The organism is Micromonospora sp. 15K316 (assembly GCF_004348525.1).
GTDB lineage: Bacteria > Actinomycetota > Actinomycetes > Mycobacteriales > Micromonosporaceae > Micromonospora.
The window spans coordinates 32,226-58,990 of the sequence record NZ_SMKG01000017.1 but is presented as its reverse complement, the minus strand read 5'-3'; the positions used below and the strand labels follow the sequence as shown (position 1 = coordinate 58,990).

Sequence of the window (26,765 nt, the reverse complement as noted above, 5' to 3'; positions counted from 1 at the left end):
GGTCAGGGGGCGGTGAGGGTGTGGAGCTGGTCGGCGTACTCGATGCGGGTCGCCCAACCGGCCGGCCAGGCGGACATGCCGACGGCCGCGCCCACGAACGCGCCGGCGAGCGCCGCGATGGAGTCCGAGTCACCGGCGGTGGTGGCGCCGCGGGCCAGCGCGCCGACCGGGTCGTCGGGGTGCCGCAGCGCGCAGTACAGGGCGGTGGCCAGCGCTTCCTCGGCCACCCAGCCCTCACCGGTCAGCCGGCACGGGTCGCCACCGTCATCGGGCCGCGCCAGCGCGTTGGTCAGCCGGCCCAGGGCGGCGAGGCACTCGTCCCAGCCCCGGGCGATGAACTCCGCCGGGTCGGTCGTGCCGGGGCGCTGCCACAGGTCACCCAGCCAGTCGGCGCGGTAGCGGTGGCGCTGCTCCCGTGCCCGGTCGATGAGCAGGTCGGGCAGCTCGTCGAGCGCGGCGCCGTCGCGCAGCGACCGCACACCGTACGCGGTCAGCTCGCTCGCCGCCAGCCCGGTCGGGTGGCCGTGGGTGAGACCGGCCTGGAGCTGGGCGAGCCCGGCGAGAGTGTCCAGATCGACGTCGAGCAGCCCGACCGGGGTGACCCGCATGTTCGCCCCGCAACCCTTCGAGCCGGCCACTGTCGCCTCCTGCCAGCGCAGCCCCCGGGACAGGTCGGCGCAGGCGCGCAGGCAGGTCATCCCCGGGGCCCGGTTGTTCTCCGGGCTCGCCGCCCAGTCGAGGAAGCGCCGGCGCAGTACCGGCTCCACCGCTTCGGGCGTCAGCTCCGACGCCTCACGCAGCGCCCAGGCCACGGCCAGCGCCATCTGGGTGTCGTCGGTGACCAGCGCCGGGTCCCCGACCAGTTCGCGGGGACCGGCGGGACCGTGCCGCCGGACGATCTCGGCGACCGGAAGGAACTCGGTCTCCTTACCGAGCGCGTCACCGTAGGCGAGCCCGAACAGTGATCCGGCGCTGCGATCGCGCGAGGAATCGATCATGCCCGCGATCATGCCCGGTCGGGCGTGATCGCCGCCAGGTGCCGGGGCGACCGCCGCCGGGCCGTCAGTCCCAGCAGAGGCAGAAGGGGTGGCCGGCGGGATCGGCGTAGACCCGGAAGCCCTCGCCCTCGCCGGGCAGCCGCCGGGCGCCCAGCGCCAGCACCGCCTTCTCGGCGGCCTCGATGTCGGTGACCGTCACGTCGAGGTGGAGCTGCTGGGGAACCTCCGGCTCCGGCCAGGTCGGCGGACGCAGGTCGGGCGCCTTCTGGAACGCCACGCGCGGGTGCTGGCCGGGCGGGCCGCCGAGCACCACCCAGTCGTCCTCGGCGGTGTGCGTCACCGGCAGGCCGAGCAGCTCGGCGTAGAACGCGGCCAGGGCGTGGGGATCCGGGCAGTCGATCACCGTCGAACGCAGCTGTCCAATCATGCCTGTCATTCTGCCCAGGGGGTACGACGAGGAAACTCACTCCTCGGCGAGCCGCCGACCGGCGTCGCGGCAGGCCTTCAGCACGGCCCGGGCGTACTCCGCCGGCGCTCCCGCCAGCCCGCAGGCGGGGGTGACCACGACCTGCTCGGCCAGGCGGGCGCGGGGGAAGCCGAGGCGGTCCCAGAGCGTACGCACCCGGTCGGCCACCTCCGCCGAGGTCGGCGCCCGACCGGTCGACGGCGGGCGGGTGGGCGCGGCACCGGCGAGCAGCCCGAGCCCGGCGTCGATCGCCTCGCCGAGCGGGTCCAGGTCGGTGACGAGGGACAGGTCGAGGGCGAGACCTGCGGCACCTGTGGAGCGGATCAGCTCCACCGGCACGTCCGGCGCGCAGCAGTGCACCACCGTCGGCACCCCGACCGCCTCGATCAGCGAGCGCAGCAGGCTCGCCACGAGGTCGCCCTCAGCGGCCGGGTACGTGCCGAGCCCGCTCTCGGTGCGCACCCTTCCGGCGAGCACCGCGGGCAGCGACGGCTCGTCGAGTTGGAGCAGCACCGAAGCCCGGGGCAGTCGCCGGGCCACCGCCGCCACGTGCTCGCGCAGCCCTTCGGTGAGGGAGCCGGTCAGGTCACGCACGGCGCCCGGGTCGCGCAGCATCCGGCCGCCGATCGGCAGCTCCAGGGCGGCGGCGAGGGTGAACGGCCCACCGGCCTGCAGCTTGACCGGCCCGACGTACTCCTCGGCCTGCTCGGCGAGCTGATCGAGGTCGCGCTCCATGAGGTCGCGAGCCCGGCGCAGCTCCCGGCCGGGGCGTTGAGCGATCCGCCAGCGGGCCGCGTAGAGCTCCACCGGCAGCTCGACCAGCAGGCCGGCGGTGCGGCCGATCAGCTCGGCGCCCGGCCCACGGGCCGGCAGCTCCGGCAGGTGCGGCAGGTCGGGTAGTTCACCGAGGACGATCCGCTGCGCCTCGGCGATGTCGGTGCCGGGCAACGATCCGATGCCGGTCGCCGCGCCGACCGGCCACGGCCACGCCTGATCTGTCACCGCCGAAGGGTATCCGGTGATCCGTGCCGACCGGCCCGGCGGCGGGTACTCAGCCGGCGATGGTGGCGGAACCGAGCACGATGTCGCCGGCCGGATCCGGCCGGTACGCCACCACGGCCTGGCCGGCGGCGACCCCCCGCATCGGACGGCGCAGCTCGGCGTGGAGCGTGTCGCCGTCCAGGGCGACGGTCGCGGGCACCACGTCTCCGTGGGCGCGCAGCTGCACCTCGCACTCGATCGGGCCGTCCGGGCGCGGACCGCCGGTCCAGATCGGGCGGTTCGCGCGGACCTGCGACACATCCAGCGCCTCGGCCGGGCCGACGGTCACGGTGTTGGTCTTCGGGGTGATGGAGAGCACGTAGCGGGGCCGGCCGTCGGAGGCGGGCCGGTCCAGGTGCAGCCCGCGCCGCTGGCCGACGGTGTACGCGTACGCGCCGGCGTGGGTGCCGACGACCGCGCCGGTGGTGGCGTCGACCACGTCGCCCGGCTGCTCGCCCAGCCGCTGGGCGAGGAAGCCGCGGGTGTCGCCGTCGGCGATGAAGCAGATGTCGTGCGAGTCCGGCTTCTCGGCGACCGCGAGCCCGCGCCGCGCGGCCTCGGCGCGGACCTGCGCCTTCGTCGAGTCGCCCAGCGGGAAGACCGACCGGTCCAACTGCTCACGGGTGAGCACCGCCAGCACGTACGACTGGTCCTTGGCCAGGTCGACGCTGCGACGCAGCAGACCGTCCGCCCCGAGGCGGGCGTGGTGGCCGGTGACTACCGCGTCGAAGCCCAGGGCGACCGCGCGGTCCAGCACCGCGGCGAACTTGATCTTCTCGTTGCAGCGCAGGCAGGGGTTCGGGGTGCGCCCGGCCGCGTACTCGGCGACGAAGTCGTCGACCACGTCCTCGTGGAACCGGTCGGCCATGTCCCACACGTAGAACGGGATGCCGATCACGTCGGCGGCGCGCCGCGCGTCCCGCGAGTCCTCCAGCGTGCAGCAGCCCCGCGCGCCCGTGCGGTAGGTCTGCGGGTTGCGCGAGAGCGCCAGGTGCACGCCGGTCACGTCGTGCCCGGCGTCGACCGCCCGCGCCGCCGCGACCGCCGAGTCGACCCCGCCGGACATCGCCGCCAATACCCTCACCGGCTCACTCCTTTCCGCCTCTCCACCCTAACCACCCGTTCGGCTCGGCCGCCCTGCCCAGCCCGTCCGCCCCGCGCCGACCGGCCCGAGTCAGCGGGGCGCGCGGTAGGCGGCGGCGCGGCGGGCCCGTTCGACCGCGCCGGGGAGGGCGGCGACGAGCGCGTCGACGTCCTGGCGTGACGAGGTGTGGCCGAGGGTGAAGCGCAGCGACGAGCGGGCCCGGGCGTCGTCGGCGCCCATCGCCAGCAGCACGTGCGAGGGCTGGGCCACCCCGGCCGAGCAGGCCGAGCCGGTGGAGCACGCGATGCCCTGGGCGTCGAGGAGGAGCAGCAGGGCGTCGCCCTCGCAGCCGGGGAAGGAGAAGTGCGCGTTGCCGGGGAGCCGGTCGCCCGGGTCACCGTTGTAGACGACGTCGGGCACGGCCTGGCGGACCCGCTCGACCAGGTCGTCGCGGAGCTCGGCGACCCGCGCCGCGTACTCCTGCTGGCCCTTGACCGCGGCCTCCACGGCGACGGCGAAGGCCACGATGCCGGCGGTGTCCAGCGTGCCGGAGCGGACGTCACGTTCCTGGCCGCCGCCGTGCAGCAGCGGGGTGGCCGCCACGTCCCGGCCGAGGAGCAGCGCGCCGACGCCCACCGGCCCACCGAGTTTGTGGCCGGTCACGGTCAGCGCCGAGACCCCACTGGCGGCGAAGTCGACAGGCACCTGCCCGACCGCCTGGATCGCGTCGGTGTGGAAGGGCACGCCGTGCTCGGCGGCGACCGCGGCCAGCTCGCCGATCGGCTGCACGGTGCCGACCTCGTTGTTGGCCCACATCGCGGTCACGAGCGCGACCCGGTCGCCGTGGGCGGCCAGCTCGGTGCGGAGCGCGGCCGGATCGAGGCGTCCGGCGCTGTCGACGGGCAACGAGCCGATCTCGGCGCCCTCGTGCTCGCCGAGCCAGTCCACGGCGTCCAGCACCGCGTGGTGCTCCACGGCGCTGGAAACCACCCGACGCCGGTCCGCGTCGCTCGTCCGGCGGGCCCAGAAGATGCCCTTGACCGCGAGGTTGTCGCTCTCGGTACCGCCGCCCGTGAAGATCACCTCGGAGGGGCGGGCGCCCAGGGCGGCCGCCACCCGCTCGCGGGACTCCTCGACCCGCCGGCGGGCCTGCCGGCCGGCTGCGTGCAGCGCCGACGCGTTGCCGAGCTCGCGGGCGGTGGCGACGTACGCCGCCAGTGCCTCGTCGAGCATCGGGGTGGTCGCCGCGTGATCCAGGTAAGCCATCACCGCTCAGCCTACGGCGGCCGGGCGGGCCGTCGACGGTCGAGGGCACCGGCGCGGGACGTCGCGAGGCTTGCGCGCCGGACGACCCGAGGTGGGCGTGCATCTCCGGGGCGTTTCGGGGTACCTGGGATGCCGAGCCGATCGACACGGGATCATCCGCCGCGGGCAGTGTCGAACCGGCGCAGATCAGGCATACTCGATGTCGATGTCCCCGCGCCCGGGTGCCGCGCTCCGGCGTGCCCGGCGACCGCACGCCGGGCTCCCTGACGGGCTGATCGGCGGGCCGGTTCAGCTCCCCGGCCCGCCGATCAGCTCCCATCTCGGTCGTTCGCCCGCCGGTCAACACGGACGGAAAGCACGAAGGAGTGGCCGTCCACGGCGGGACGGCCACTCCTTCGGGTATCTGCCTCGCACCGGTGGGGGCGCCGCGGGCGGCGGCGCACCCGACGGCTCACTTCCGCTTGCGGATCTCCTCGGCGGCCTGCGGCACGACCTTGAACAGGTCGCCGACCACGCCGAAGTCGGCCAGCTCGAAGATCGGCGCCTCGGCGTCCTTGTTCACCGCGACGATGGTCTTCGAGGTCTGCATGCCGGCCCGGTGCTGGATCGCCCCGGAGATGCCGAGCGCGACGTAGAGCTGCGGGGAGACCGTCTTACCGGTCTGGCCGACCTGGAACTGGTGCGGGTAGAAGCCGGAGTCGACGGCCGCCCGGGACGCGCCGACCGCGCCGCCGAGCAGGTCGGCCAGCTCCTCGACCAGCTTGAAGTTGTCCGCGTTGCCGACGCCACGACCGCCGGAGACGACCACGGACGCCTCGGTCAGCTCCGGACGGGACCCCTTCTGCTCGGCGACCCGGTTGACGACCTTGGCCAGCTTGTCGGTGTCGGCGACGGCGACGGCGAGCTGCTCGACCGCCGGGTCGGCGGCGGCCGGCTCCGGGTTGACCGAGTTGGGTCGGAGGGTGACCAGCGGCAGGCCGCGGGTGACCCTGGATTTCACGATGGTGGAGCCGGCGAAGGCGATCTGGGTGGCGGTGCCGTCGGCGTCCAGCGCGACCACGTCGGTCAGGATGCCGTTGTCCAGCTTGACCGCCAGCCGGGCGGCGATCTCCTTGCCCTCCTGGGAGCCGGCGAGCAGCACGGCGGCGGGCTGGACGCGGCGGACCAGGTCGGCCAGGATGCCGGCCTTCGGGGCCACCAGGTAGCCGTCGATCTCCTCGCCCTCGGCGGCGTAGATCTTCTCCGCGCCGTACTCGCCCAGCCTGGCGCGGAGCGCCTCGGCGGCGCCGGAGCCCCCGAGCACGACCGCGCTCGGCGTGCCCAGCTCGCGGGCGAGGGTGAGCATCTCCAGGGTGACCTTCTTGACGCCGAATTCGCGGGTGGCTTCGACGACGACGAGAACCTCAGACATGTCCAGACCCCTCACACGAACTTCTCGGTGGCGAGGAACTCGACCAGCTTGACGCCGCCGTCGCCCTCGTCGGTGACCTTCGCGCCTCCGGAGCGCGGCGGACGCTTGCTGTGCTCCACGACGGCGCTGGTGGCGCCGTCGAAGCCGACCTCGGCCGGTGCGACGCCGAGGTCGCCCAGGGAGAGGGTCTGCACCGGCTTCTTCTTGGCCGCCATGATGCCCTTGAAGGACGGGTAGCGCGGCTCGTTGATGGTGTCCCAGACGGAGACCACGGCCGGGGTCGAGGCGGTGACGACCTCGTAGCCCTCCTCGGTCTGCCGCTCGATGGTGAGCGTGCCGCCCTCGACGGTGAGCTTGCGGGCGCCGGTCAGCGCCGCCACGCCCAGCCGCTCGGCGATCATGTGCGGCATGACCTGGACCCGGCCGTCGGTCGACTCGGCCCCGCAGATGACCAGGTCGGCCCCGAGGGTTCCCAGCGCGGCGGCGAGCACCTTCGAGGTGGTCACGGCGCAGGAGCCGTGAAGCGCGTCGTCCACGACGTGCACGGCCTTGTCCGGCCCCATGGAGAGCGCCTTGCGGATCGACTCGGTCGCCCCGTCCGGACCCATGGTCAGGATGGTCACCTCGCCGCCGTGCGCCTCCTTGATCTTCAACGCCTCTTCGATGGCGTACTCGTCCATCTCGTTGATGACGTTGTTCGCCGAACCGCGGTCGACGGTGTTGTCGTCACTGCGCAGGTTGCGGTCCGCGCCCGAATCGGGCACCTGCTTGACGAGTACGACGATGTTCATCGCGCTTCGACGACCCCTCCTGTGTGGTGTTGCGAATCGCTCGCCCGGTCTGGGCCGCAGCCTCCCGCGTGACTTAACGATCGGTCAACTGCGCGCCGCTGTGCGGTTGCCCACGAGCGCCATGTTACCTGTCAGTAGGTTGCTGGCTCCGGAGGGACAGAGTGACACAGGCCACCCGGCGGACGCCGGGTGGGCGTACTCCCGATCACATCGTCTCGGCCAGCGCCGCTCTGATCCGTGCGATCACCGCCGCCTCGGCCGGGGCCACCCCGGCGTGCGCCCGCGCCACCCGGTCCGCGGCGGCGAGCACCACCTCCCGGTAGACCGCCACGTCCGCCGGCGACTTCTCGCTCAGGATCCGCACCGCCCGGCCGAGCGCCGGCAGCACCGTCGCCTCGATCTCCCGTGGCGAGTCACGCGGCAGCCTCGGCAGCGGACCGGTGGTGAGCGCCGCCCGGACCACCCCGGACGCGCCGGCGAACGCCCCCGACGCGGCAAGGCTCTCCTTGAACACGGCGAGCATGCCCGGATCCACGTTCGACACCAGGAAGACCGCGCCGAAGGCCCCGGTCTTGAGCGTCAGCCGCTCCTCGTCCGTCAACTCCTGGACCATGATCACGGAGTGTAGACGTACGGGGTGGTCGTGGTGACCACGACGAGGCCGAGCCGCTCCAGGATGGGCCGGCTGTCGTCGGAGGCGTCCACCTGCAGCAGGGTCCGGTCCCGCTGCGCGGCCAACCGGGCCCGGTGCACCACCAGCGCACGGTAGATGCCCCTGCGCCGCCACTGCGGCAGGGTCGAACCGCCCCAGAGCGAGGCGAAGCCGGTGTTCGACGGGTAACGGACCCAGCCGGCGCTCACCACGGTCTCCCCCGCCTCGGCCACCACGACGGTGATCGACTGCGGGTCCGTGGTCAGCTCCCGCTCCAGCGCCGCCCCGAGGTGGCTGCGGTCGGCCTGCCAGACCGCCTCCTCCATCGCCACGATCCGATCCAGGTCCGCGCGGGCGGTCACCTCCCGCAGGCGTACGCCCTCGGGCAGCACCGGAAGGGCCGCGGCCAGCGGCGCGACCGGGCCGATCACGACGGACTCCTGTTCCTCCGGCACGAACCCGGCCGCCCTCAGCCGATCGGCGAGATCCGCCGGCTCGTCGTGACCGAAGAGCTTCCACTCCACCTGCTCGCCCCGCCGCCGGAACAGCTCGACCTGCCGGGCGATCAACTCGTCAAGCGCCACGCCGGTCAGGCCACGCAGGTCGCGGTAGGTGAGGAAACCGCGGTGATCGAGGCCGAGCACCCGGTACAGCGGCCCGTCCTGCTCGACCGTCACCCCCGCCGGCACCGGATCCGGCAGGTCGGGGCGGAGCTGGGTGTCGTACGCGGCCCGCAGGGTGGTGGCATCAAGATCCGTCATCGGTTCAGGCTACGACCCGTGGCCAGCGGATAATCGGCATCGTGTGGGAGTCGATCAGGCGGTGGTTCGACCCGCGGGAGCTGCGCTCGGTCGGCAGCACCCCCGACTACCGGTTCTCGCTGGCCAACGAGCGGACCTTCCTCGCCTGGCTGCGTACCGGGTTGGCGCTGGTGGGCGGCGGGCTGGCCGTCGCCCAGTTCCTGCCGCCGCTGCCCCTGCGGCACCTGCGCGAGGTGATCGCGGTGGTCCTGCTGCTGCTCGGCGGGGCCGTGGCGGTCCGGGCGGTGGACCACTGGGCGCGTACCGAACGGGCGATCCGGCTCGGCGAGGAGCTGCCGGCGTCCCGGTTCCCCGCCCTGCTCGCGCTCGCCGTCGGCCTCGGCGCGCTGCTGCTGGTGGCCGCGGTGCTGGTCGACGCGGTCGGCGGTCGGTGACGCAGCCACGCGGCCCCGCGGAGCCCCGCCGGGGGCCGCGGCCGGACCCGGACGGCGGTGGCGGGTCGCCGCGCGACCCCGGCCTCCAGCCGGAGCGGACCCGGTTGGCCTGGCGGCGGAGCGCGCTCACGCTGACCGTGGTGACCGTGCTCGCCGTCCGGCAGGCGCTCAGCGGTGACCTGGGTGGCCTGCTGCTCGCGGGCGCGGCGCTGGTCGGCTGGGGCGTGACCCTGCCGATCTACTGGCGGCGCGGCACCGGAACCGGGCCGGCTCCCCTCGACGGGCGGTCGCTGCCGGCGGTCGCCCTGGGCGCGGTGGCGCTCGCCGTGCTCGGGGTGGTGCTGGTGTTGCGCGGGCTGTGACGGATGGCCGGGTGCGGGATGATGGACGCATGCTCCGGCTGTACGTCCTCCTCTTCGTGGCGCAGATCGTCCTCGCCGTCTGCGCGCTGATCAGCTGCCTCTCCGCCGAGGAGGGCGAGATCCGCGCCCTGCCCCGGATCGGCTGGGCGCTGATCATCCTCTTCTTCCCGCTGGTCGGCTCGATCGCCTGGTTCCTCGCCGGCCGGGAGAGGAAGCCCGGCGCGCCGACCGGTGAGGCGACGCGCCGAGCACCCACCCGGGACCGGCCGAAGCCGCTCGCCCCGGACGACGACCCCGAGTTCCTCAAGTCCATCTCCGAGCGGACCCGCCGCGACGACCAGGAGCTGTTCCGCCGCTGGGAGGAGGACCTGCGCCGACGCGAGGAGGACCTGCGTCGCCGGGAGACGGACCCACCGGACGCTTCACCGCCGCGCGGGACCCGCGAGGGCGAGCCGCCCCGCGAGGAGGACCGCCCCGAGGTGTAGGCGACGCGCGCTCGCTCGGGCTCCACGCCGCCGCCGATCTCGCGCCGCCGCCGCTGACCGGCGGCGGCGCGGACCGGCCTCAGGCGAGGTTCGACGAGCGCGGGTACGCGTCGCCCGGGTCGGTGATCACGTTCACCAGGTACGGCACCCCGGCGTCGAAGGCCCGCTGCAGCGCCGGCCCGAGGTCGGTGGCCTTCGCGACCGTCTCGCCCGCGCCGCCGAGCGCGCTCACCACGTGGTCGTAACGGAGCTCCGGCTGAAGGTCGGCGGCGACGTCGTAGCCGTACATGGCGCGCATCGGGTGCTTCTCCAAGCCCCAGATGCCGTTGTTGCCGACCACGATCACGACCGGCAGCTTCTGCCGGACCAGCGACTCCACGTCCATCAGCGAGAAGCCGGCCGCGCCGTCGCCCATCAGCACGCAGACCTGCCGGTCCGGGTGGCTGATCCGGGCGCCCATCGCGTAGCCCATGCCGGTGCCGAGGCAGCCGTACGGGCCGGGATCGAGCCAGGTGCCGGGCTGCGCGGGTTCGAGGTAGCGCCCGGCGTACGACACGAAGTCCCCGCCGTCGCCGATGGTGATGGCGTCGCGGGCCAGCACCCTGCGCAGCTCGCCGTAGATCCGGGCCGGGCGGATCGGGTCGGTCTCGGCGGCCATCTCCTCGGCGTGGCGGGCGCTCGCGGCGTCCTCGGCGGCCCGAAGGTCGGCGATCCACCCGGTGTGGTCCGCCCGGTCGCCCGGGTGGTCGGCCAGGGCCGAGAGGATCAGCCGCAGGTCGCCGGCGGGTGCGGCAGCCGGCTGGACGTGCCCGGCGCGCTGGCTGGGGGCGTCCACGATGTGCACGACCTCGGCGTCGCCGAAGTCGCCGAAGTTGAGGCGGAAATCCAGCGGGGTGCCGACCACCACGACGACGTCGGCGCCGGCGAGCGCGGCCCGGCGGGCCTTGGCGAAGGCGAGCGGGTGCTCCGGCGGGAGCGAGCCGCGGCCCATGCCGTTGGTGAAGACCGGCACCCGCAACGCCTCGGCCGCCTCGCGCAGCGCCGCGGTCGCGTCGCCGGCGTACACGTCCGAACCGGCGATGATGACCGGCCGCACGGCGGCGGCGATCAGGCCGGCCGCCCGGGCGACCTCTTCGGGGTCGGGCTCGACCGGGGTGATCCCGGGTGGCGCGGGCAGCTCCGCGTCGGTGACGGAGAAGACGGTCTCCAGCGGGAAGTCGAGGAAGACCGGCCCGCGGTGCGGGGTGAGGGCGGCGGTCAGCGCGGCGGTCACGGCGCGCGGGATGTCGTCGGTGCTGAACACCGTCTCGGCGTGCTTGGTGACCGGGGCGACCAGCGGCAGGTGGTCCATCTCCTGGAGGCTGCCCGAGCCCCAGCGGAAGGCCGGCGCCCGGCCGCCCAGCACCAGCACCGGGGAGGCGTTGAAGAAGGCGCTGGTCAGGCCCGAGATGCCGTTGGTGACCCCGGGGCCGGCGGTGAGGACGGCGAGGCCGGGACGCCGCTGGAGCTTCGCCACCGCCTCGGCGGCGAAGACCGCGGACTGCTCGTGCCGGACGTCGTAGATCGGAAAGCCGGTCTTGTGGGCGGCGTCGTAGAGCGGGAAGACGTGCCCGCCGGAGAGGGTGAACATCTCCCGCACGCCGTGCGCCCGTAGCGCCGCGAGCGCCAACTCCCCACCGTGACCTTCGATCCGTTCCGTCATGGTCGCTCCCCTCGTCCGTGGCCGGGGTCACAGGTTACCCACCGGTCACTCCGCTCGGGCGAGCGCGCCCCGGCCGGCGGTTCGCACCACCGTCGGCCGGGGCGTCGTGCGGCCCGCGCCCGCCCGGTGCGGGGGTCGGCACCGGGCGGGCACGGTCGGCGAGGAGGGTTCAGCGGAGCTTCATCACCACGCCGAGCGACTCGGTCCGGTACGGGCTGTCCGTCTCGAACGCCAGCCGCGCCTGGTACTGGCCGTGTCCGGAGTGGAGCGGGGCGGCGGCCCTCACCGTCACCGTCACCGACCGTCCCGCGGGGATGGTCAGCTCGGTGCGGTCCGTCGACAGCCACGACACGTCGCTGCCCCGGACGCAGGACTCGACGCCCGGCAGCTGCTGCGCCGAACCGGTCTCCGTGCTGCCGTCCGAGAGGCCACCGACCTGGTACGTGCCGCAGGCGGCGCCACCGCGCTGCCGCGCGTTCGCCGCGTCCGGCAGCTTCGACCAGACCGCGGTCGCCGGGTCGTACTCCAGCGCCTGCCGGCTCAGCGAACCGCCCACGGTGCCGCCGATGATCCGCAGCTTGCCGCTGACCGTGGCGTACGCCATGCCGTAGGCCGAGACGGGCAGCCCGGTCGTCTCCACCCAGGTGTCGGACTCCGGGAAGTACCGGTAGCTCTCCAGCACGGCGTCGTACTGGCGCGGGATGTACCCACCCGTGCAGACCACGCCGTCACCGGCGGCACCGCAGGCGTGGTAGGCGACGGTCCGCGGGTAGTCGGCGAGGCGGGTCCAGCGGTCCGCGACGGGGTCGTAGCGGTACACCCGCGCCGTCGGGTCCGGGCAGGCACCGTCGGGGCAGCCCGCGACCACGTAGAGCCGGCCGCCGGCCGTGGTGGCCGCCGCGTTGGCGACCCCGGCGGGCAGGTCGGCCCGGCGCGACCACGTGTCGGTCATCGGGTCGTAGGCCCAGGTCTGCGTCGCGGGGATCCCCGAACCGTTGAGACCGCCGGCGACGTACAGCTTTCCGTCGATGAAACCGCCCGCCGCGCCGGCCCGCTCCTCGGGCAGGTCGGCGATCCGCTTCCAGGCCTGAACCTGCGGGTCGAGGACGTACCCCTCGTTCATGACGTAGCCGTAGGAGTCGCCGCCGACCGAGTAGACAGTGCCGTCGTTGTCGGCGACCACGTTGTCGACAAGCGGCAGCGGAAGGTCGGGCAGGTTGATCCACGCGCTGCCGTCCGCACCCTGCTGGGGCGGGGCCTGCGACGAGCGGGCGGCGTCCGCGGCGACGCGGATCCGGTCCGGGGTGTACCCGCGGTCCTGCTCGACCAGCTTGACCCGCAGCGGCCGGTCACCGTCGTTGCTGAGCCGGACCTGGCCGGTGGCGGTGCGCCCGGGTCGTACGCCCAGCGACAGGTCGGACTGGCGGACCTTCAGCCGCCCCGACTCCAGCCTCCAGTCGCGACGGACGACCCGGTCCCGCTCGACCCGCACCTTCGCGGTGGCGTCGGCGTACCGCAGGCCGCTCACCGTCACCGCGGCGGTGCCGTCGCCCTCGGCGAAGAACCAGTAGTAGCCGTCCCCGAGCGCGGCGTCGTCGGCGGTCGCCCGGCTGGTGGCCACGGCGGACCGGTCGGCGCCGGCCGCGACGGTGGCGCCGAGGACGGCGCCGCCGGTGTTGTCGTCCCGGACCTGCCCGGCGATGATCCCGCCGGGCACGAGAGCGCAGGCGCGGCTGCCCACGAAGACGTTGTCGAGCTGCCACCAGTAGGAGAGGTTCCCGTGGTAGCGGAACCGGACCTGAACCCCGGTCTTCCCCGCCACCTGCGGGATCGGGATCTCCACGTGCCCCCGTACGTCGACGTTCGACAGGCGGTAGACCTCGCTCCAGGTCTTCCCGCCGTCCAGGCTGAGGTCGATGAACCCCTCCTGCACGCCGAAGTTGGAGGCGGGGAAGTCGCTGTCGAAGCCGACCACCGGCGCGCTGACGCCGGTCAGGTCGACCGGGGGCGTGACCAGGCCGGTGTCGATGTCACCAGACTGGGACCAGGTGTTGACGGCGGCGAAGCCACCGTCGCCGCCGGTCAGGTTCCCGCGGGCACCGGGGTCGTCGAAGCGCCACGTCTGGCCGCCGCCGGACTCGTCGGTGACCTGCCAGCCGTCCTTCGGCCCGTCGGTCCAGCCGGTGAAGTCGGTGCCGAGGCCCTGGTACCGCCAGGTGTAACCGGGGGCGGCGCAGGACGTCTCGACGGCGAGCTTCACGTCTCGCCACACGTCGCTCGGCCGGCCCTTCGGCTGCGGCGCGACGGTGGCGGTCACGGTGCTGGTGCGGTAACCGGGCAGGTCGACCGGCGAGACGTGCAGGGTGTAGTCGGCGCCGACGGGGAGCTCGACCGCGTACCGACCCGTGTAGGGGTCGGTGTAGACCGCGTCCGTCGGGTAGCCGTCGATGGCGACCTTCGCGTAGACCGGCCAGCCGTGCCCCGCGCCGTCGGTGACGGTGCCGGTGAGCGTGCGGGTCGCGATCGCCGTCATCCTGATGTCGCGGGTCAGCTTCGCGTCGGCGGCGACCGTGACCCGGACCGGGGACGGCGCCTGGTAGCCGAACTCGGCGGCCACGACGTCGTACGTGCCGGCCGGGACGACCAGCTGGTAGGCGCCCTTGTCACCGGTCACCGCATGGTAGGTGTTGCCGGCGGTGTCGGTGGCGGTGACCGTCACCCCGTCGAGCGTGCCCTGCTTCTTGCCGTGCGGGTTCCTGCCGCCGGTGACCGTCCCGCTGAGCTGCCCGGTCCGGCCGAGGGTCAGCGCCGAGACACCGTTGGGGGAACCGACGCCGGTCGGCCCGTCCCAACCGGGGCCGGCGGTGCAGAGCAGGTCGCCGCACCACCCGTTGGAGCCCTCGGTGACGTCGAAGAGCCCGGCGCCGGCGCCCTTGCGGTAGGGGTAGGTGACCGGGTAGGTGCCGGGAACCGCGTCGCCGGCGAGGGCGTACATGCCGGCGACGAGCGGCGCGGAGAGCGAGGTGCCGCCCCAGCGGGCCCAGCCGTCCTGGCCGAGGGTGTTGTAGACGGCCAGCCCGGACTCCGGCGCGGCGGTGGCGGAGATGTCGGCGCTGGCCCGCTTGTCCCCGCAGTGCGTGTCGATGTCGGCCTGGTACGCGGGGCGCGGCTCGAAGTACGAGCAGCCGCTGCCCGCCGCCTCCCAGGCGGTCTCCGACCAGCCGCGCGCGGAGGAGCTGTCCCTGGTCAGCAGCGTGCCGCCGACCGACACGACGTCCGGGTGGGTCGCCGGGTAGCTCTGCACGTTGCCGATGTCACCGCTGGAGACCGTGATGACGATGCCGGGGTGGTCGTAGTGGGCGTGGCTCGCGTACTGGGTGTCCGACTCGCCGGCGATGCCGTACGAGTTGGAGATCGCGTCGGCGCCGAGCCGCGCCGCGGTGTCGACGGCGTGGCCGAGGCTGCCCATCGAGTTGTTGTCGGCCTGCACCAGCAGGATGTCGCACTTCGGGCACGCCGACGAGACGGCGTCCAGGTCCAGGGCGGCCTCGATCGACCAGTCCGGGCTCTCGACCGGGTAGTCGGTGCCGCCACGCTGGTCGACCTTGCGGAAACAGCCGTTCGCCGTGGTGCAGGGCGGCAGGCCGTAGTGGGCCCGGAAGACCGCCAGGTCGGCCTCGGCGGCCGCGTACCCGAAGGCGCCGACGATGGCGACGGTCTGGCCCTCGCCGCCGTCGGGGAGCCGGTAGGCGGCCTTGATCTCCGCCGGTCCGAGGGCGTCGGCGGGCGGACCGGCGAGCGTCGTACGCCGCTGCGTGTCCTCGGTGAGCCCCACCGCGAAGCAGCGTGCCCACGGGCCGCCTTCGCCGACCTCCTCGACGGAGGTGGTGTTGCAGCCGGCGGGCCGGTAGCGCAGGGCCTCCCAGTCCGCGGGCGCCGCCGACGGGTCGGCCTTCGGCGCCGCCTGGGCCGGAGTAGCGGGCAGCGGGCCGGCGGCGAGCAGTGACAGGGTGAGGACTGCGGTCAGCCCGCCGAGAAGGCCGCTGCGGGCCCGTCTCCGCCGTAAGGGCAGGGACATCCAATACTCCTTACCAGTGATGCCACGGACACGCCTCGTCGATGAGGCCCGCGTCTCCTCCCGCCAGGCCGGACACGATCCTGGACACGAAAGGGACACACGTTGACGGGCGATCTTGGCACGAGCGCAAAGGCACGGACAATGTCCCGGGACGTTCATGTTCCGGACAGCTGGCCGGTTCCCGACGGAGGCTTCGGATGTGGCATGTGGTGGGCGTCGCGGAGCCCGAGGAGCGGGTCTACGAGGCGCTGGCCCGACGGAGACAGGCGACGGCCGCGGATCTACTCGCCGACGTCGCGCTCTCCCGGGCGCAGTTGACCCGTACGCTCGGCCGGCTGGTCGACCGCGGTCTGGCCAGCCGGCTCTCCGGCCGTCCCACCCGGTACGCGGCGACGCCCCCCGACCAGGTGGCCACCGTCCTCATCGCCGAACGGGAGCGGGACCTGCTCCGGCTGCGTACCCACGCCGACCAGCTCGCCAAGGAGCTGCGCCGGCACGACGGCACCGGTCGTCACCCGGCGGAGCTCGTCGAGGTGATCGAAGGCGCGGCCAACCTGCGGGCCACCCTCGTACGCCTCCAGCGGGAGGCGCGCGTGCAGATCCGCGGACTGGACCGGCCGCCGTACCTCGACAACCCGGTCAGCGGCAACACCGAGGAGGCCCATCAGCTCGCCGACCGGGGGTTGACCTACCGGGTGATCTACGACCGTTCGGCGCTGGCGATCCCCGGGCGGATGGCGGAGATCTGGCGCGGCATCCAGAGCGGCGAGCGCGCCCGGGTGGCCAGCAACGTCCCGATGAAGATGATGCTGAGCGACGACCGGCTCGCGCTGATCCCCGTGATGACGGGCGGGGAGCTGGCCGACGCCGCGTACCTGATCCACCCGTCGTCCCTGCTGGACGCCGTCTGCGAGCTCTTCGAGGCGCTCTGGGAGCGAGCCGTCGCCATCAACCGCGCGGTCAACCGTGGCGGCGCCGACCAGCCCGACGACGTCGAGCTGGCCGACGAGGGCCACCCGGACCAGCTCGCCGACCGGGACGTGGAGCTGATCGGCCTGCTGGCCGGCGGCGCCACCGACGAACGGATCGCCCGCACCCTCGGCTGGAGCGTGCGCACTGTGCACCGGCACGTACACCGGATCATGACGATGGTCGGCGCCGAGACCCGGTTCCAGGCCGGCATGGAGGCCGTCCGCCGCGGCTGGGTCTGACCGGCCGGGCGGCCCGCTGCCGGTACGCCGCCCTAGCGGCCGGTGAAGCCGGGCTTGCGCTTCTCGACGAAGGCCGCCATGCCCTCGCGCCGGTCGTCGGTGGCGAAGAGGGCGGCGAAGAGCTGACTCTCCCAGGCCAGGCCCGAGTTCAGGTCCATCTCCAGGCCACCGTCGACGGCGAGCTTCGCGGCGCGCAGCGCCTGGGTCGGACCGTCGACGTACGGGCGGACCAGGTCGACGGCGGCCGAGTAGACCTCGCCGGCCGGCACCACCCGGTCGGCCAGGCCGATCCGCAGCGCCTCCTGGGCGTCGACCATCCGGCCGGACATGATGAGATCCTTGGCGCGGGCCGGGCCGACGAGGCGGGCCAGCCGCTGGGTGCCGCCGGCGCCCGGGATGATGCCCAGCTTGATCTCCGGCTGACCGAGCTTCGCATCCTCGGCGACGACCCGCCAGTCGCAGGCCAGCGCCAGCTCGCAGCCGCCCCCGAGCGCGTACCCGGTGATCGCGGCGACCACCGGCTTGGGGATCCGGGCGAAGACGCCGAGGGCGCTGGAGAGGTCGGCGGCCCGCGCCGCCATGTCCACGTAGGACATGTCGGCCATCTCCTTGATGTCCGCGCCGGCGGCGAAGACCTTCTCCCCGCCGTACACGATCACGGCGCGGACCTCGGGGTCGGCGGAGGCCTCGGTCGCGGCGGCGCGCAACTCCTCCTGGACCTGCTTGTTCAGTGCGTTCATCTTCGGCCGGTCCAGCCGGATGGTGCCGATGCCGTCCTTGGTCTCCAGACGCACGAACTCGCTCACGCCGCCCTCACTTCCTCGTCGAAGTCGCGTGCCAACCATACGGCCACACTCGTTGAGGTACGTAGTCTGGTGTCAGCCCCCCGGGCCGGGAGTCCAGCGATGACGACGTACTACGACGACAGGTCGGTGCAGGTCACCTCGACCGCCATCCGGGTTGACGACCGCACGTACCCGCTCGCCGAGATCAGCCTGGTCTGGCACCGTCGGGGCAGCCGCTCCTGGCGCGTCCTCGCGGGCCGGGGCGCGCTCGGCGCGGCGATGGCCGGCCCGCTGGCGGCGGCCGTCCTGGGCGTCGGGCTGGCGATCTGGCTGGACCGCTCCACCACCGTCACCATCGCGATCGTCGGCGCCTCGGTGCTGGTCGGGCTCGCCGTCGGGCCGGTCGCCGACTTCCTCTTCGAGCTCCTGGACCGCTCGTACGCCCGGGGCAGTCGGCAACGGGAGCTCTGGGTGCGCTGGCAGGGTCGGCACGTCCTGCTGCTGCGCACCGGTGACGCGCTCCGGTTCGGCCAGATCTACCGCGCCGTGCAGCGGGCGGTCGAGCAGGCGACGCCGCCGGCAGCCGCCAGAGCCGCCGCCCGCCCGGCGCGCGGCCGCGGCCGGCGAAGCTAGAACCGGATCGGCACGTCGGGCAGCATGCCGAGGCCGGTCTCCGGCGGGGAAGAGTTCGACGATCTCCTGGTCGACCACGGTGAGCCCGGCGAGGTGACGGCCTGCTCCACCAGATGCCGGCCCGCACCGCCGTCCCGGAGCCGTAGATCAGCACGTCCTCCGCGACCACCGCGCGCAGCTCGACGGGGTGCCGCGCCAGGGTGGCCGGTTGTGCGGCCTCAGGGCGGAACGACGGCGCAACACCTGTGGGCCCGGGCAGGAAGACCCCTACCTCGACTGCTTTGGGCTGATGTCGTCAACGACTCAGCTCTCAAGCATCCGAACACCACACCTCGTGGCCAACGGCGACGACGATTCGGTCGCCACCCTGGCGGTGGACGCCCGCAGCGCCGTCGGAACGTGGCGACTTGCCGGGACGTGGTTAGGCTGAACGATGACGGTCTATTACCGGGACGACGCGGTGCAGGTGACCTCCGAGTCGATCCGTTCGGGTGGTCGCGTCATAGCCCTCGCCGACGTCACGTACGTCTGGCACGCCCGAGGGCGGGCGACACTCGGCGTACGCGGTCGGGTGCTCGGGCGCGGCGTCCTGGTCCTGCTGCTGTCGCTGCCCCCGCTGGTGGCGCTGATCTGCGTCGTGTCGCTGGTCTGGTCGGCGCAGGATCGCGGCGAGTGGACGCTCGCCCTGCTCATCCTCGCCGGCTGCGTGGTCGGCGCGCTCGTGCTGACCCCGTTCCTGGAGGTCCCGCTCGGTTGGCTGGACCGCTCGTACGAACGGGGCAGCCAGGTGCACGAGCTCTGGGTGCAGCACCACGGGCACGAGGAGCTGCTGGTGCGTACCCCCGACGCGCTGCGCTTCGGCCAGATCTACCGCGCCGTGCAGCGGGCCGTCGAGCAGCACACCGATCGGCGCTGACGGGTGGGCCTCGGGAGGTCGGCCGGAGCCGGTACGGGCACGGGCGGCGCACACTGGTTGCCATGGTGATCCCGCTGCCCCGGCCGTCGTCCGTCATCGGCCTCACCCGCTCCGCCCTCGACCAGGCCCGCGACTCGGCCACCTCGTTCGCGGCCGTGCCCGCCCGCGCGTTCGCCGTGCTGGACGGCGTCGAGGCGCTGCTCACCCGGATCAACGCGGTGGTGGACCGGATCGAACAGACCCTGGACCGCACGGACCAGGTGCTCGTCGACGCCGAGACCGCCGTCCGCGAGGTGGCCGTGATCAGCGCCGCCGCCACCGGCGCGATCGAGACCGCGACCGAGGTGGCCGGCAGCGCCGCCGTGGTGGTCGGGCAGGCGGAGCAGGTGGCCCGCAAGGCCGCCACGGTGGTGACCGAGGCGGACGCGGTGGCGGCGCGGGCGGCGGCCGCGGTGGCCACCGGGGCGGAGACGGCGGCCACCGCAGCCGAGTTGATGACGACGTACGAGCCGGCGCTGCGCCGCGCCGCGCCCATGGCGACGCGCTTCGTCGAGCAGCTCAGCCACGAGGAGGTCACCGCCGCCATCCGGCTCGTCGACGAGTTGCCGAAGCTGCGCGAGCACCTGACCTCGGACGTCCTGCCGATCCTGGCCACCCTGGACCGGGTCGGCCCGGACCTGCACGACCTGCTCGAGGTCACCCGCGACCTCAAGCTCGCCGTCGCCGGCATCCCCGGCCTGGGCATGCTGCGCCGGCGAGGTGAGAAGCTCACCGACGAGGCGGGGCAGGCCGGCTAGCAGTCGCAGCTGATGGTGGAGCGGGGCGCGGTCAGCTCGTCGGCGGGCCGCCGGGTCAGCCCGGTGCTCGTCACCACCGGCAGCCCCTCCCGCACCCAGTACTCGTACCCACCGAGCATCTCCTTGACCGGCCGGCCGAGCCGCGCGAACTCCAGGGCGGCGCGGGTGGCGCCGTTGCAGCCGGGGCCCCAGCAGTAGGTGACGACCGTGGAGCCGCCCGGAACGACCTCGGCCGCGAGCGTGGCGATCTCGGCGGTCGGCAGGTGCACGGCGCCCGGCAGATGCCCCTGCTCCCACGCGGCCGTCCCTCGGGAGTCGACCACCACCAGGCCGGGGACCCCGGCGGTGAGGTCCGCGTACACGTCGCTGACATCGGTCTCGAAGCTCAGCCGGGCGAGGAAGTGGGTGGTGGCGGCGACCGGATCGGCCGCCGGCACGGCGAAGGTGTTCGTCATGACACCGATCCTGCGCGTGGACGGCACACGGGACGAGTGGCGAGAACGCCGTCCTGCGTCAACATCCCGCCATAGTTCGCTCCTCCGTCCCGATCCGGCCCGCCGCGAGCCCGACGGCGACGCGGGAGCGGAGTGTGGCCGTCCTCGCGTACCCGGGTATGTCGGTCTTCGAGACGGGGATCGTGACGGAGGTGTTCGGGCTGCCCAGACCCGAACTCGACGTCGACTGGTACGACCTGCGGGTCTGCGCCGAACGGCCCGGCCCGGTGCCGGTGGTCGGCGGGGCCGCTCTGCACACCCCGTACGGCCTGGACGTGCTGGCACGGGCGCGCACGGTGATCGTGCCCGGGGTACCGGACGTGACCGCGGACCCGTCACCGGAGCTGGTCGCCGCGCTGCGCCGGGCGCACCGGCGGGGCGCCCGGATCGTGTCGATCTGCTCGGGCGCGTTCGCGCTGGCCGGTGCCGGCCTGCTCGACGGGCGGCGGGCCACCACCCACTGGCGGTACGCGGATCTGCTCGCCCGCCGGTACCCGACCGTCCAGGTGCGTCCGGACGTGCTCTACCTCGACGAGGGTGACCTGCTCACCAGCGCCGGCAGCGCGGCCGGCCTGGACCTCTGCGTGCACCTGGTCCGGCTCGACCACGGCGCGGCGGTCGCCAACGCGGTCGCCCGCCGGCTCGTCATCCCTCCCCACCGCGACGGCGGGCAGGCCCAGTTCATCGAGGCGCCGGTGCCGCGCGACCCGGGTGACGACCGGATCGCCGCCAGCCTCGGCTGGGCGCTGGCGCACCTGAGCGAGCCGCTGACCGTCGCCCGGCTGGCTGGTCAGGCGCACATGTCGGCCCGCAGCTACCTGCGGCACTTCGCGCGGGCCACCGGGACGAGCCCCATCCGGTGGTTGATCGACCAGCGGGTCCGGGCCAGCCTGGCGCTGCTCGAGACGACGGACGCGCCGGTCGAGGAGATCGCCGGCGCGGTGGGTTTCGACTCCCCGGTCACCTACCGCCACCACTTCGGCCGGGCCATGCGTACCTCACCGTCGGCGTACCGGCGGGCGTTCCGCGCCGTCGCCGACCCGTCGCGCGACGGCGACCGGGCTCAGGCCGAGGCGTAGAGCTCGTCGATCTCGGCCCGGTACGGCAGCGCCACGGAGGCGCCGAGCCGGCGGGCGCACGCCGCCCCGGCCGCCGCCGCCCACCGCACGGCGTCCACCAGGTCCCGCCCCTCGCCCCAGCCCACGGCCAGCGCCGCGGTGAAGGCGTCACCGGCGGCCGTCGAGTCCACGGTCTCCACCTTGACCGGGGGTACGTGCACGTCCGCGCCGTCCCGGTCGCCGTACCAGACGCCCTCGGCACCGAGGGTGAGCACCGCCCGGGGCGTGAGCTCCAGCAACGCCTGCGGCGCCTCCCGGCCCCGTCCGGTCAGCGCGTGCGCCTCGCGTTCGTTCACCACCAGCACGTCCACGGCGGCCAGCAGCTCGTCGGGCAGGGGCCGGGCCGGGGCGGCGTTGAGGACGACCCGGGTGCCGGCGGCGCGGGCGACCACCGCCGCCTCGGTCACCGTCTCCACCGGGATCTCCAGCTGGGCCACCAGCACGTCGGCGGCGCGTACGGTGTTCAGCTCCTCCTCGGTGAGGCTCGTCAGCGCGCCGTTGGCGCCCGGGGTCACCAGGATCGCGTTCTCACCCTCGGCGTTGACCATCACCAGCGCGACACCGGAGGTGCCGTAGACCACCCGCAGGTGCGCGGTGTCCACACCGGCCGCTCTGATCCGCGCCTTCAGCGTCACCCCGAACGAGTCGGAGCCGATCGCGCCGAGGAAGGCGCAGGACGCGCCCGCGCGGGCGGCGGCGATCGCCTGGTTGGCGCCCTTTCCGCCCGGCACCATCACGAAGTCGGTGCCGAGCGTGGTCTCCCCAGTCCGGGGCAGGGCCGGAGCCATCGCGACCAGGTCCATGTTCGCGCTGCCCACGACGGCCACCCGGGTCTGCGCCACCGGCGCCTCCTGTCTCGACTCGGCGGGATGCGGGGCGGCCGTCAGGCGGCGCGGGCGGTGTAGCGATCTCCGGAGCGCTGGACGATCAGCGGCAGGCCGAAGGTCTTGGAGAGGTTGTCGCCGGTCAGCGTCTCCTCGATCAGTCCCTGCGCCACCACGGTCCCCTCGCGCAGCAGCAGCGCGTGGGTGAAGCCCGGCGGGATCTCCTCGACGTGGTGCGTGACCAGCACCATCGCCGGGGCGTCCGGGTCGTACGCCAGCTCGGAGAGGCGCGCGACCAGATCCTCGCGCCCGCCCAGGTCGAGCCCGGCGGCCGGCTCGTCGAGCAGCAGCAGCTCCGGGTCGGTCATCAGTGCGCGGGCGATCTGCACCCGCTTGCGCTCGCCGTCGGAGAGGGTGCCGTACGCGCGGTCGGCGAGTCCACCCACGCCGAGCTGCCCGAGCAGCGCGCGAGCGCGGGCCTCGTCGGTGCGGTCGTAGCTCTCCCGCCACCGGCCGACCACCGACCAGGCGGCGGTGACGACCACGTCGCTGACCCGCTCGTCGGCCGGTACGCGCTCGGCCACGGCGGCGGTGGTGAGGCCGATGCGGGTGCGCAGTTCGTTGACGTCGGTCCGGCCGATGCGCTCACCGAGCACGTGGGCGGTGCCGTTGGTCGGGTGCAGCCGACCGGACGCGAGGTTGAGCAGGGTCGTCTTGCCGGCCCCGTTCGGGCCGAGCACCACCCACCGCTCGTCCAGCTCGACCCGCCAGGTCAGATCCTGCACCAGCGCGGTGCCGGAGCGACGGACGCCGACGCCGTCGAGGCTGACCACCAGATCCGGGTCCACGGGAGCGGCGGCGGGGGTGGCGCCGACAGCGCCGGGGATCAGGTCACCAGTCACCCGTCCATCCAACCACGCAGGGACGTGGCGCCCCCCACGGGCGGCCGACCGGTTCTAGGGTGGGACGCCGTGTCGTTGGTCACCGATGTCGAAGGACGGTCGATGCCGGCTCGAAGCAGGAAACCGCGCGGATGAGCGCGGTCATCGAGATCGAGGGTCTGCGCAAGACCTTCAACAGCGTGCGCAACGGCCGCCGGGTGGCCGTGGACGGCTTCGACCTGACCGTCGGCGCGGGTGAGGTCCACGGCTTCCTCGGCCCGAACGGATCGGGCAAGACCACCACCCTGCGTGCCCTCCTCGGGTTGGTCCGCGCCGACGGCGGGTGGATGAACGTGCTCGGGGCCCCGTCCCCCACGCACCTGTCGCAGGTGGCCGGGCGGGTCGGCGCGATCGTGGAGAGCCCGCAGTTCTTCGGCAACTTCACCGGCTACCGGACGCTGCGGCTGCTCGCCCTCGCCGGTGGCGTGCCGGTGAGCCGGGTGGACGAGGTGCTGGCGCAGGTGGGTCTGCAGGACCGGGGTGACGAGCGGGTGAAGGGCTACTCGCTCGGCATGAAGCAGCGGCTGGCCGTGGCCTCGGCGCTGCTCAAGAACCCGGAGCTGCTCATCCTGGACGAGCCGGCCAACGGCCTCGACCCGGCCGGCATCCGGGAGATGCGGGATCTGATGCGGTCGCTGGCCGACGGCGGGGTGACCGTGCTGATCTCCAGCCACATCCTCGCCGAGATCCAGCTGATCTGCGACCACGTCACGATCATCTCGCGGGGCCGACGGGTGGCGGCGGGCCGGGTGGACGAGGTGCTCGCCGGCTTCGACCAGCACGAGTTCCTGGTCCGGGTCGCCGAGCCGGAGCGCGCCGCGGAGCTGCTGCGCGCCGGCGGGCTGCCGGTGGACGTGCACCCCGACCACCTGGTGGTCGGTCAGGTGGGCGATCCGACGACGATCAGCCGGCTCCTCGGTGAGCAGGGGTTGTGGGTCCGCGAGCTGACCGCGCTCCGGCCCGACCTGGAGAGCGTCTTTTTGGAGCTGACCGGCGAGGGCCCGCAGCCGCAGGTGCCCCGTCAGGTCGATCCGGGTCCGCATGACCGGGTGATCGAGCTGGACGCCGGGGTCGGCGAAGGCAGAGGAGACGACGCGTGAAGCTGGTCCGTGCCGAGTTGGAGCGGCTGGGGGCCCGCCGCTTCGTCCAGCTCATGATCGTTCTGCTGGTGCTGGCCTTCGGGGCCACCGCGTCGACGACCCTCGCCGGCTCGCACCGGCCCACCGCCGCCGAGCTGGTCGAGGCCCGTACCCAGGCGGCCGAGTCCCGACGGCAGATGGACGACGTCTACCAGCGTTGCGTGGACCGGGTGAACGGGAACCTCCCGCCCGGCGCGGAGGAGGAGTACTTCCCGGCCGACTGCGGTGAGGTCGATCCGGTGCGCCAGGAGCGGCTTCCGGTGGCGACCGACTTCCTCCCCGGGGTGTTCGTCTTCTCGCAGCAGGCCGAGTCGCTCCTGTACTTCCTGATCGCCTTCCTGGTGCTCTTCGGGTTCCTGGTCGGGGCGTCGTACATCGGTGCCGACCTCAACTCGGGCGGCGTGGTGAACCTGCTGCTCTGGCGGCCGCGGCGGATGACCGTGCTCGGCGCGAAGCTGGGCACGCTGCTCGGCGGCGTGCTCGGGTTGTCGCTGCTCGCCTCGGTGGTGTACCTCGCCACGTTCTGGGTGATCGGGCAGGCGGCGGGATTCCCCGGCCATCTCGACGGCGCGTTCTGGCGTGACCTCGGCGCCGTGCACGGGCGCGGGTTGGTGCTGGTGCTGCTCGCCACCGTACTCGGGTTCGCGCTCGCCACGCTCGGCCGGCACACGTCGGCGGCGCTCGGCACGGCGGCCGCGTACCTGGTGGTCTGGGAGCTCGGCGCCCGGCTGGTGATGGAGATCGTCGACGCCACCCATCCGGAGCGGTTCATGCTCTCCAGTCATGTCGGTGCCTGGCTCAGTGGCCGGGTCGAGTTCTGGGACGCCTCCGCCTGCGCCACGGCCGCCGGCTTCTGCGATCGCGTCTACGCCCTGACCTGGCAGCCCGCGCTGGCCGTCCTGATCGGCCTGACCGGGGTGCTGGCCGGCGCCGCGTTCCTGGTGTTCCGCCGCCGGGACCTCATCTGAGCTGCGGTGGCGGGAGGCATCGGGTGCGAGGCAACGTCTTGCAGGTGCCGAGCGAATCGTGAAGAATTCCTTCACATGACGGACGCCGGTGTGCCCCCACCCGCGCGGGTGGGGGCACACCGGAACGGCTCAGCCCACCGTGGAGCCGAAGACCTCGTCACGGACGGCGTCCAGCGCGGTGCGCAGGGCGCCCCGCAGGATCGGCTCCTCGGTCAATCCGGTCGGCACCACCCGGGGCCGCACCAGCGAGATCTCCGCGACCTCCTGCTGCACCCGGTCGGCGAGCGCCGACCCGCCGGCCTGGCCGACCTCACCGGCGAGCACGACGAGCGGGGGGTCGAGCACCACGCAGGTGCTGGCCACGCCGAGCGCGAGGCGGCGGGCCAGTTCGTCGAGCACCGGGCCACCCGCGGCGCCGGCGTCGATCGCGGCGCGCACCGCGTCGGTCGCGTTGTCGGCCACGAAGCCGTTCTCCCGGGCCACGGCGCAGACCGCCGCCGCGTCGACCAGCCGCTGGAACGCGGGCTTGGCCCGACGGGAGACGTCGCGCGGGATGGGAACGCCGGGCACCGGCAGGTAACCGATCTCGCCGGCCGCGCCGCTGCTGCCGTGGTGCAGCCGCCCGCCGAGCATGATCGCCTGGCCGACGCCCGCGCCGACCCACACCAGGACGAAGTCCGACAGGCCCTGGGCGGCGCCGGACTGGGCCTCGGCGACCGCAGCGAGGTTCACGTCGTTCTCGAAGACGACCGGGGTGTGCAGGTCCTCGCGCAGGGCGGCGAGCAGCCCGCGGTGCCAGCGCGGCAGGTTGAACGCGAAGGTGATGTCCCCGGTGCCCGGGTCGACCAGGCCCGGCGTGCCGAGCACCACCCGGCGCACGCTCGACAGCTGCGCCTGGGCGCTGCTGGCCGCCTGGACGACGGCGTTGTGCACCACACCCACCGGGTCGTCGGTGTCCCGGGTGGACTGCTCCACCCGACCGATGACCGCGCCGGTGATGTCCGCGCAGGCGGCCACCACCCGGTCCGGGCCGACGTCCACGCCGACCACGTGCGCGCTGCCCGGCCGTACGGCGTAGAGCTGGGCGTTCGGCCCCCGGCCGCCGGCCTGCTCGCCGACCCGGGTGACCAGCCCGCGCTCCTCCAACCGCTCGACCAGCTGCGAGGCGGTCACCTTCGACAGCCCGGTCAGTTCACCGAGCCGGGCGCGGGTCAGCGGGCCCCGCTCCAGCAGCAGTTCCAGCGCCGCACGGTCGTTGAGCGCCCGCAACAGGCGGGGGGTGCCGGGCAGCCGGGTCGCACTCATGCCGCGTCCTCAAGGTTTAGTAAAGTTTGCTAACTGTAAACCGACTTGGAAATGGGTAGCCGTAGCGTAGCGGCCACCCCGACCCGGAGTACTCGGTCGACCC

26 protein-coding genes are annotated in these 26,765 nt (G+C 73.8%); 10 read left to right on the top strand and 16 right to left on the bottom strand.

Going from position 1 to position 26,765, the window contains the following annotated elements; all coding sequences use genetic code 11:
- Nucleotides 1-2 precede the first annotated feature (2 nt).
- The 9 genes from E1211_RS06900 to E1211_RS06860 form a co-directional block, all read right to left on the bottom strand.
- Nucleotides 3-998 carry an ADP-ribosylglycohydrolase family protein gene (locus E1211_RS06900; RefSeq protein WP_243709384.1) on the bottom strand — a complete coding sequence of 332 codons (996 nt, stop codon included), beginning with the start codon at nt 996-998 and terminating at the stop codon, nt 3-5.
- Between the two features lie 64 nt (nt 999-1,062).
- Nucleotides 1,063-1,425 (bottom strand): VOC family protein, encoded by a 363-nt coding sequence (locus E1211_RS06895; RefSeq protein WP_207915283.1) that lies wholly within the window; start codon nt 1,423-1,425, stop codon nt 1,063-1,065.
- Nucleotides 1,426-1,461: 36 nt separating this feature from the next.
- The gene (locus E1211_RS06890) at nt 1,462-2,466 is read right to left on the bottom strand and encodes a methionine synthase (RefSeq protein ID WP_132346569.1); all 1,005 of its coding nucleotides are present in this window, start codon (nt 2,464-2,466) and stop codon (nt 1,462-1,464) included.
- 49 nt (nt 2,467-2,515) lie between these two features.
- Complete coding sequence (mnmA, locus tag E1211_RS06885) at nt 2,516-3,589, bottom strand: tRNA 2-thiouridine(34) synthase MnmA (RefSeq protein WP_132346567.1); 1,074 nt, start codon at nt 3,587-3,589, stop codon at nt 2,516-2,518.
- A 90-nt stretch (nt 3,590-3,679) separates the two neighbouring features.
- The gene (locus E1211_RS06880) at nt 3,680-4,855 is read right to left on the bottom strand and encodes a cysteine desulfurase family protein (RefSeq protein WP_132346565.1); all 1,176 of its coding nucleotides are present in this window, start codon (nt 4,853-4,855) and stop codon (nt 3,680-3,682) included.
- Between the two features lie 451 nt (nt 4,856-5,306).
- Complete coding sequence (locus tag E1211_RS06875; RefSeq protein WP_132346563.1) at nt 5,307-6,266, bottom strand: electron transfer flavoprotein subunit alpha/FixB family protein; 960 nt, start codon at nt 6,264-6,266, stop codon at nt 5,307-5,309.
- Nucleotides 6,267-6,277: 11 nt separating this feature from the next.
- Nucleotides 6,278-7,057: an electron transfer flavoprotein subunit beta/FixA family protein gene (locus E1211_RS06870; protein WP_132346561.1), complete on the bottom strand. Its 780-nt coding sequence runs from the start codon at nt 7,055-7,057 to the stop codon at nt 6,278-6,280.
- A gap of 205 nt (nt 7,058-7,262) precedes the next feature.
- Complete coding sequence (locus tag E1211_RS06865; protein ID WP_132346558.1) at nt 7,263-7,676, bottom strand: hypothetical protein; 414 nt, start codon at nt 7,674-7,676, stop codon at nt 7,263-7,265.
- Nucleotides 7,673-8,470: a GNAT family N-acetyltransferase gene (locus E1211_RS06860; RefSeq protein ID WP_132346556.1), complete on the bottom strand. Its 798-nt coding sequence runs from the start codon at nt 8,468-8,470 to the stop codon at nt 7,673-7,675. The genes E1211_RS06865 and E1211_RS06860 overlap by 4 nt, the downstream gene beginning before the upstream one ends.
- Nucleotides 8,471-8,511: 41 nt before the next feature.
- Here E1211_RS06860 and E1211_RS06855 point away from each other — a divergent pair, with 41 nt between their 5' ends.
- Genes E1211_RS06855 through E1211_RS06845 form a run of 3 tightly spaced genes read left to right on the top strand, consistent with a single transcriptional unit; the run spans nt 8,512 to nt 9,751 of the window.
- Nucleotides 8,512-8,904 carry a YidH family protein gene (locus E1211_RS06855; protein WP_132346554.1) on the top strand — a complete coding sequence of 131 codons (393 nt, stop codon included), beginning with the start codon at nt 8,512-8,514 and terminating at the stop codon, nt 8,902-8,904.
- Nucleotides 8,901-9,266: a DUF202 domain-containing protein gene (locus tag E1211_RS06850; RefSeq protein WP_132346552.1), complete on the top strand. Its 366-nt coding sequence runs from the start codon at nt 8,901-8,903 to the stop codon at nt 9,264-9,266. The genes E1211_RS06855 and E1211_RS06850 overlap by 4 nt, the downstream gene beginning before the upstream one ends.
- A gap of 29 nt (nt 9,267-9,295) precedes the next feature.
- On the top strand, nt 9,296-9,751 hold the full coding sequence (locus tag E1211_RS06845) for a PLD nuclease N-terminal domain-containing protein (RefSeq protein WP_132346550.1): 456 nt from the start codon (nt 9,296-9,298) through the stop codon (nt 9,749-9,751).
- A gap of 79 nt (nt 9,752-9,830) precedes the next feature.
- On the opposite strand, the gene E1211_RS06840 is transcribed toward E1211_RS06845, so the two are convergent.
- Nucleotides 9,831-11,453 (bottom strand): acetolactate synthase, encoded by a 1,623-nt coding sequence (locus E1211_RS06840; RefSeq protein WP_132346548.1) that lies wholly within the window; start codon nt 11,451-11,453, stop codon nt 9,831-9,833.
- Between the two features lie 169 nt (nt 11,454-11,622).
- Nucleotides 11,623-15,531 carry a kelch repeat-containing protein gene (locus tag E1211_RS06835; RefSeq protein WP_165947191.1) on the bottom strand — a complete coding sequence of 1,303 codons (3,909 nt, stop codon included), beginning with the start codon at nt 15,529-15,531 and terminating at the stop codon, nt 11,623-11,625.
- 197 nt (nt 15,532-15,728) lie between these two features.
- Between E1211_RS06835 and E1211_RS06830 the strand changes: the two genes are divergently transcribed.
- Nucleotides 15,729-16,742: a LuxR family transcriptional regulator gene (locus E1211_RS06830; RefSeq protein WP_165947190.1), complete on the top strand. Its 1,014-nt coding sequence runs from the start codon at nt 15,729-15,731 to the stop codon at nt 16,740-16,742.
- 32 nt (nt 16,743-16,774) lie between these two features.
- Here E1211_RS06830 and E1211_RS06825 read toward each other — a convergent pair whose 3' ends face one another.
- Complete coding sequence (locus E1211_RS06825; protein ID WP_132346542.1) at nt 16,775-17,548, bottom strand: enoyl-CoA hydratase/isomerase family protein; 774 nt, start codon at nt 17,546-17,548, stop codon at nt 16,775-16,777.
- 99 nt (nt 17,549-17,647) lie between these two features.
- On the opposite strand from E1211_RS06825, the gene E1211_RS06820 reads away from it, so the two are divergent.
- From E1211_RS06820 to E1211_RS06810, 3 genes are all read left to right on the top strand, one after another.
- Nucleotides 17,648-18,160, top strand: coding sequence for a DUF6232 family protein (locus E1211_RS06820; protein WP_132346540.1), 513 nt, complete (start codon nt 17,648-17,650; stop codon nt 18,158-18,160).
- A 433-nt stretch (nt 18,161-18,593) separates the two neighbouring features.
- On the top strand, nt 18,594-19,076 hold the full coding sequence (locus E1211_RS06815; RefSeq protein WP_132346538.1) for a DUF6232 family protein: 483 nt from the start codon (nt 18,594-18,596) through the stop codon (nt 19,074-19,076).
- Nucleotides 19,077-19,138: 62 nt separating this feature from the next.
- A complete protein-coding gene (locus tag E1211_RS06810; RefSeq protein WP_132346536.1) occupies nt 19,139-19,873 on the top strand; it encodes a hypothetical protein in 735 nt (244 codons plus the stop codon).
- Here E1211_RS06810 and E1211_RS06805 read toward each other — a convergent pair.
- Entirely contained in the window at nt 19,870-20,328 is a 459-nt protein-coding gene (locus tag E1211_RS06805; RefSeq protein WP_207915282.1) for a rhodanese-like domain-containing protein, read from the bottom strand. The two genes, E1211_RS06810 and E1211_RS06805, sit on opposite strands and share 4 nt — an antisense overlap.
- Nucleotides 20,329-20,420: 92 nt before the next feature.
- Here E1211_RS06805 and ftrA point away from each other — a divergent pair, with 92 nt between their 5' ends.
- Entirely contained in the window at nt 20,421-21,446 is a 1,026-nt protein-coding gene (gene ftrA, locus E1211_RS06800) for a transcriptional regulator FtrA (RefSeq protein WP_305792195.1), read from the top strand.
- Here ftrA and E1211_RS06795 read toward each other — a convergent pair.
- Together E1211_RS06795 and E1211_RS06790 are read right to left on the bottom strand one after the other, a co-directional pair.
- A complete protein-coding gene (locus tag E1211_RS06795; RefSeq protein WP_132346534.1) occupies nt 21,431-22,327 on the bottom strand; it encodes a ribokinase in 897 nt (298 codons plus the stop codon). The genes ftrA and E1211_RS06795 overlap by 16 nt on opposite strands.
- 41 nt (nt 22,328-22,368) lie before the next feature.
- Nucleotides 22,369-23,211 carry an ABC transporter ATP-binding protein gene (locus tag E1211_RS06790; RefSeq protein WP_132346532.1) on the bottom strand — a complete coding sequence of 281 codons (843 nt, stop codon included), beginning with the start codon at nt 23,209-23,211 and terminating at the stop codon, nt 22,369-22,371.
- Between the two features lie 131 nt (nt 23,212-23,342).
- On the opposite strand from E1211_RS06790, the gene E1211_RS06785 reads away from it, so the two are divergent.
- Both E1211_RS06785 and E1211_RS06780 read left to right on the top strand, forming a co-directional pair.
- Nucleotides 23,343-24,350 (top strand): ABC transporter ATP-binding protein, encoded by a 1,008-nt coding sequence (locus E1211_RS06785; RefSeq protein WP_132346530.1) that lies wholly within the window; start codon nt 23,343-23,345, stop codon nt 24,348-24,350.
- Nucleotides 24,347-25,357, top strand: a complete 1,011-nt coding sequence (locus tag E1211_RS06780) for an ABC transporter permease subunit (protein WP_132346528.1) — start codon at nt 24,347-24,349, stop codon at nt 25,355-25,357. Before E1211_RS06785 ends, E1211_RS06780 begins: the two co-directional genes overlap by 4 nt.
- Before the next feature lie 129 nt (nt 25,358-25,486).
- Here the strand turns inward: E1211_RS06780 and E1211_RS06775 are convergent, their stop codons facing one another.
- A complete protein-coding gene (locus tag E1211_RS06775) occupies nt 25,487-26,662 on the bottom strand; it encodes an ROK family transcriptional regulator (RefSeq protein WP_132346526.1) in 1,176 nt (391 codons plus the stop codon).
- Between the last annotated feature and the right edge of the window lie 103 nt (nt 26,663-26,765).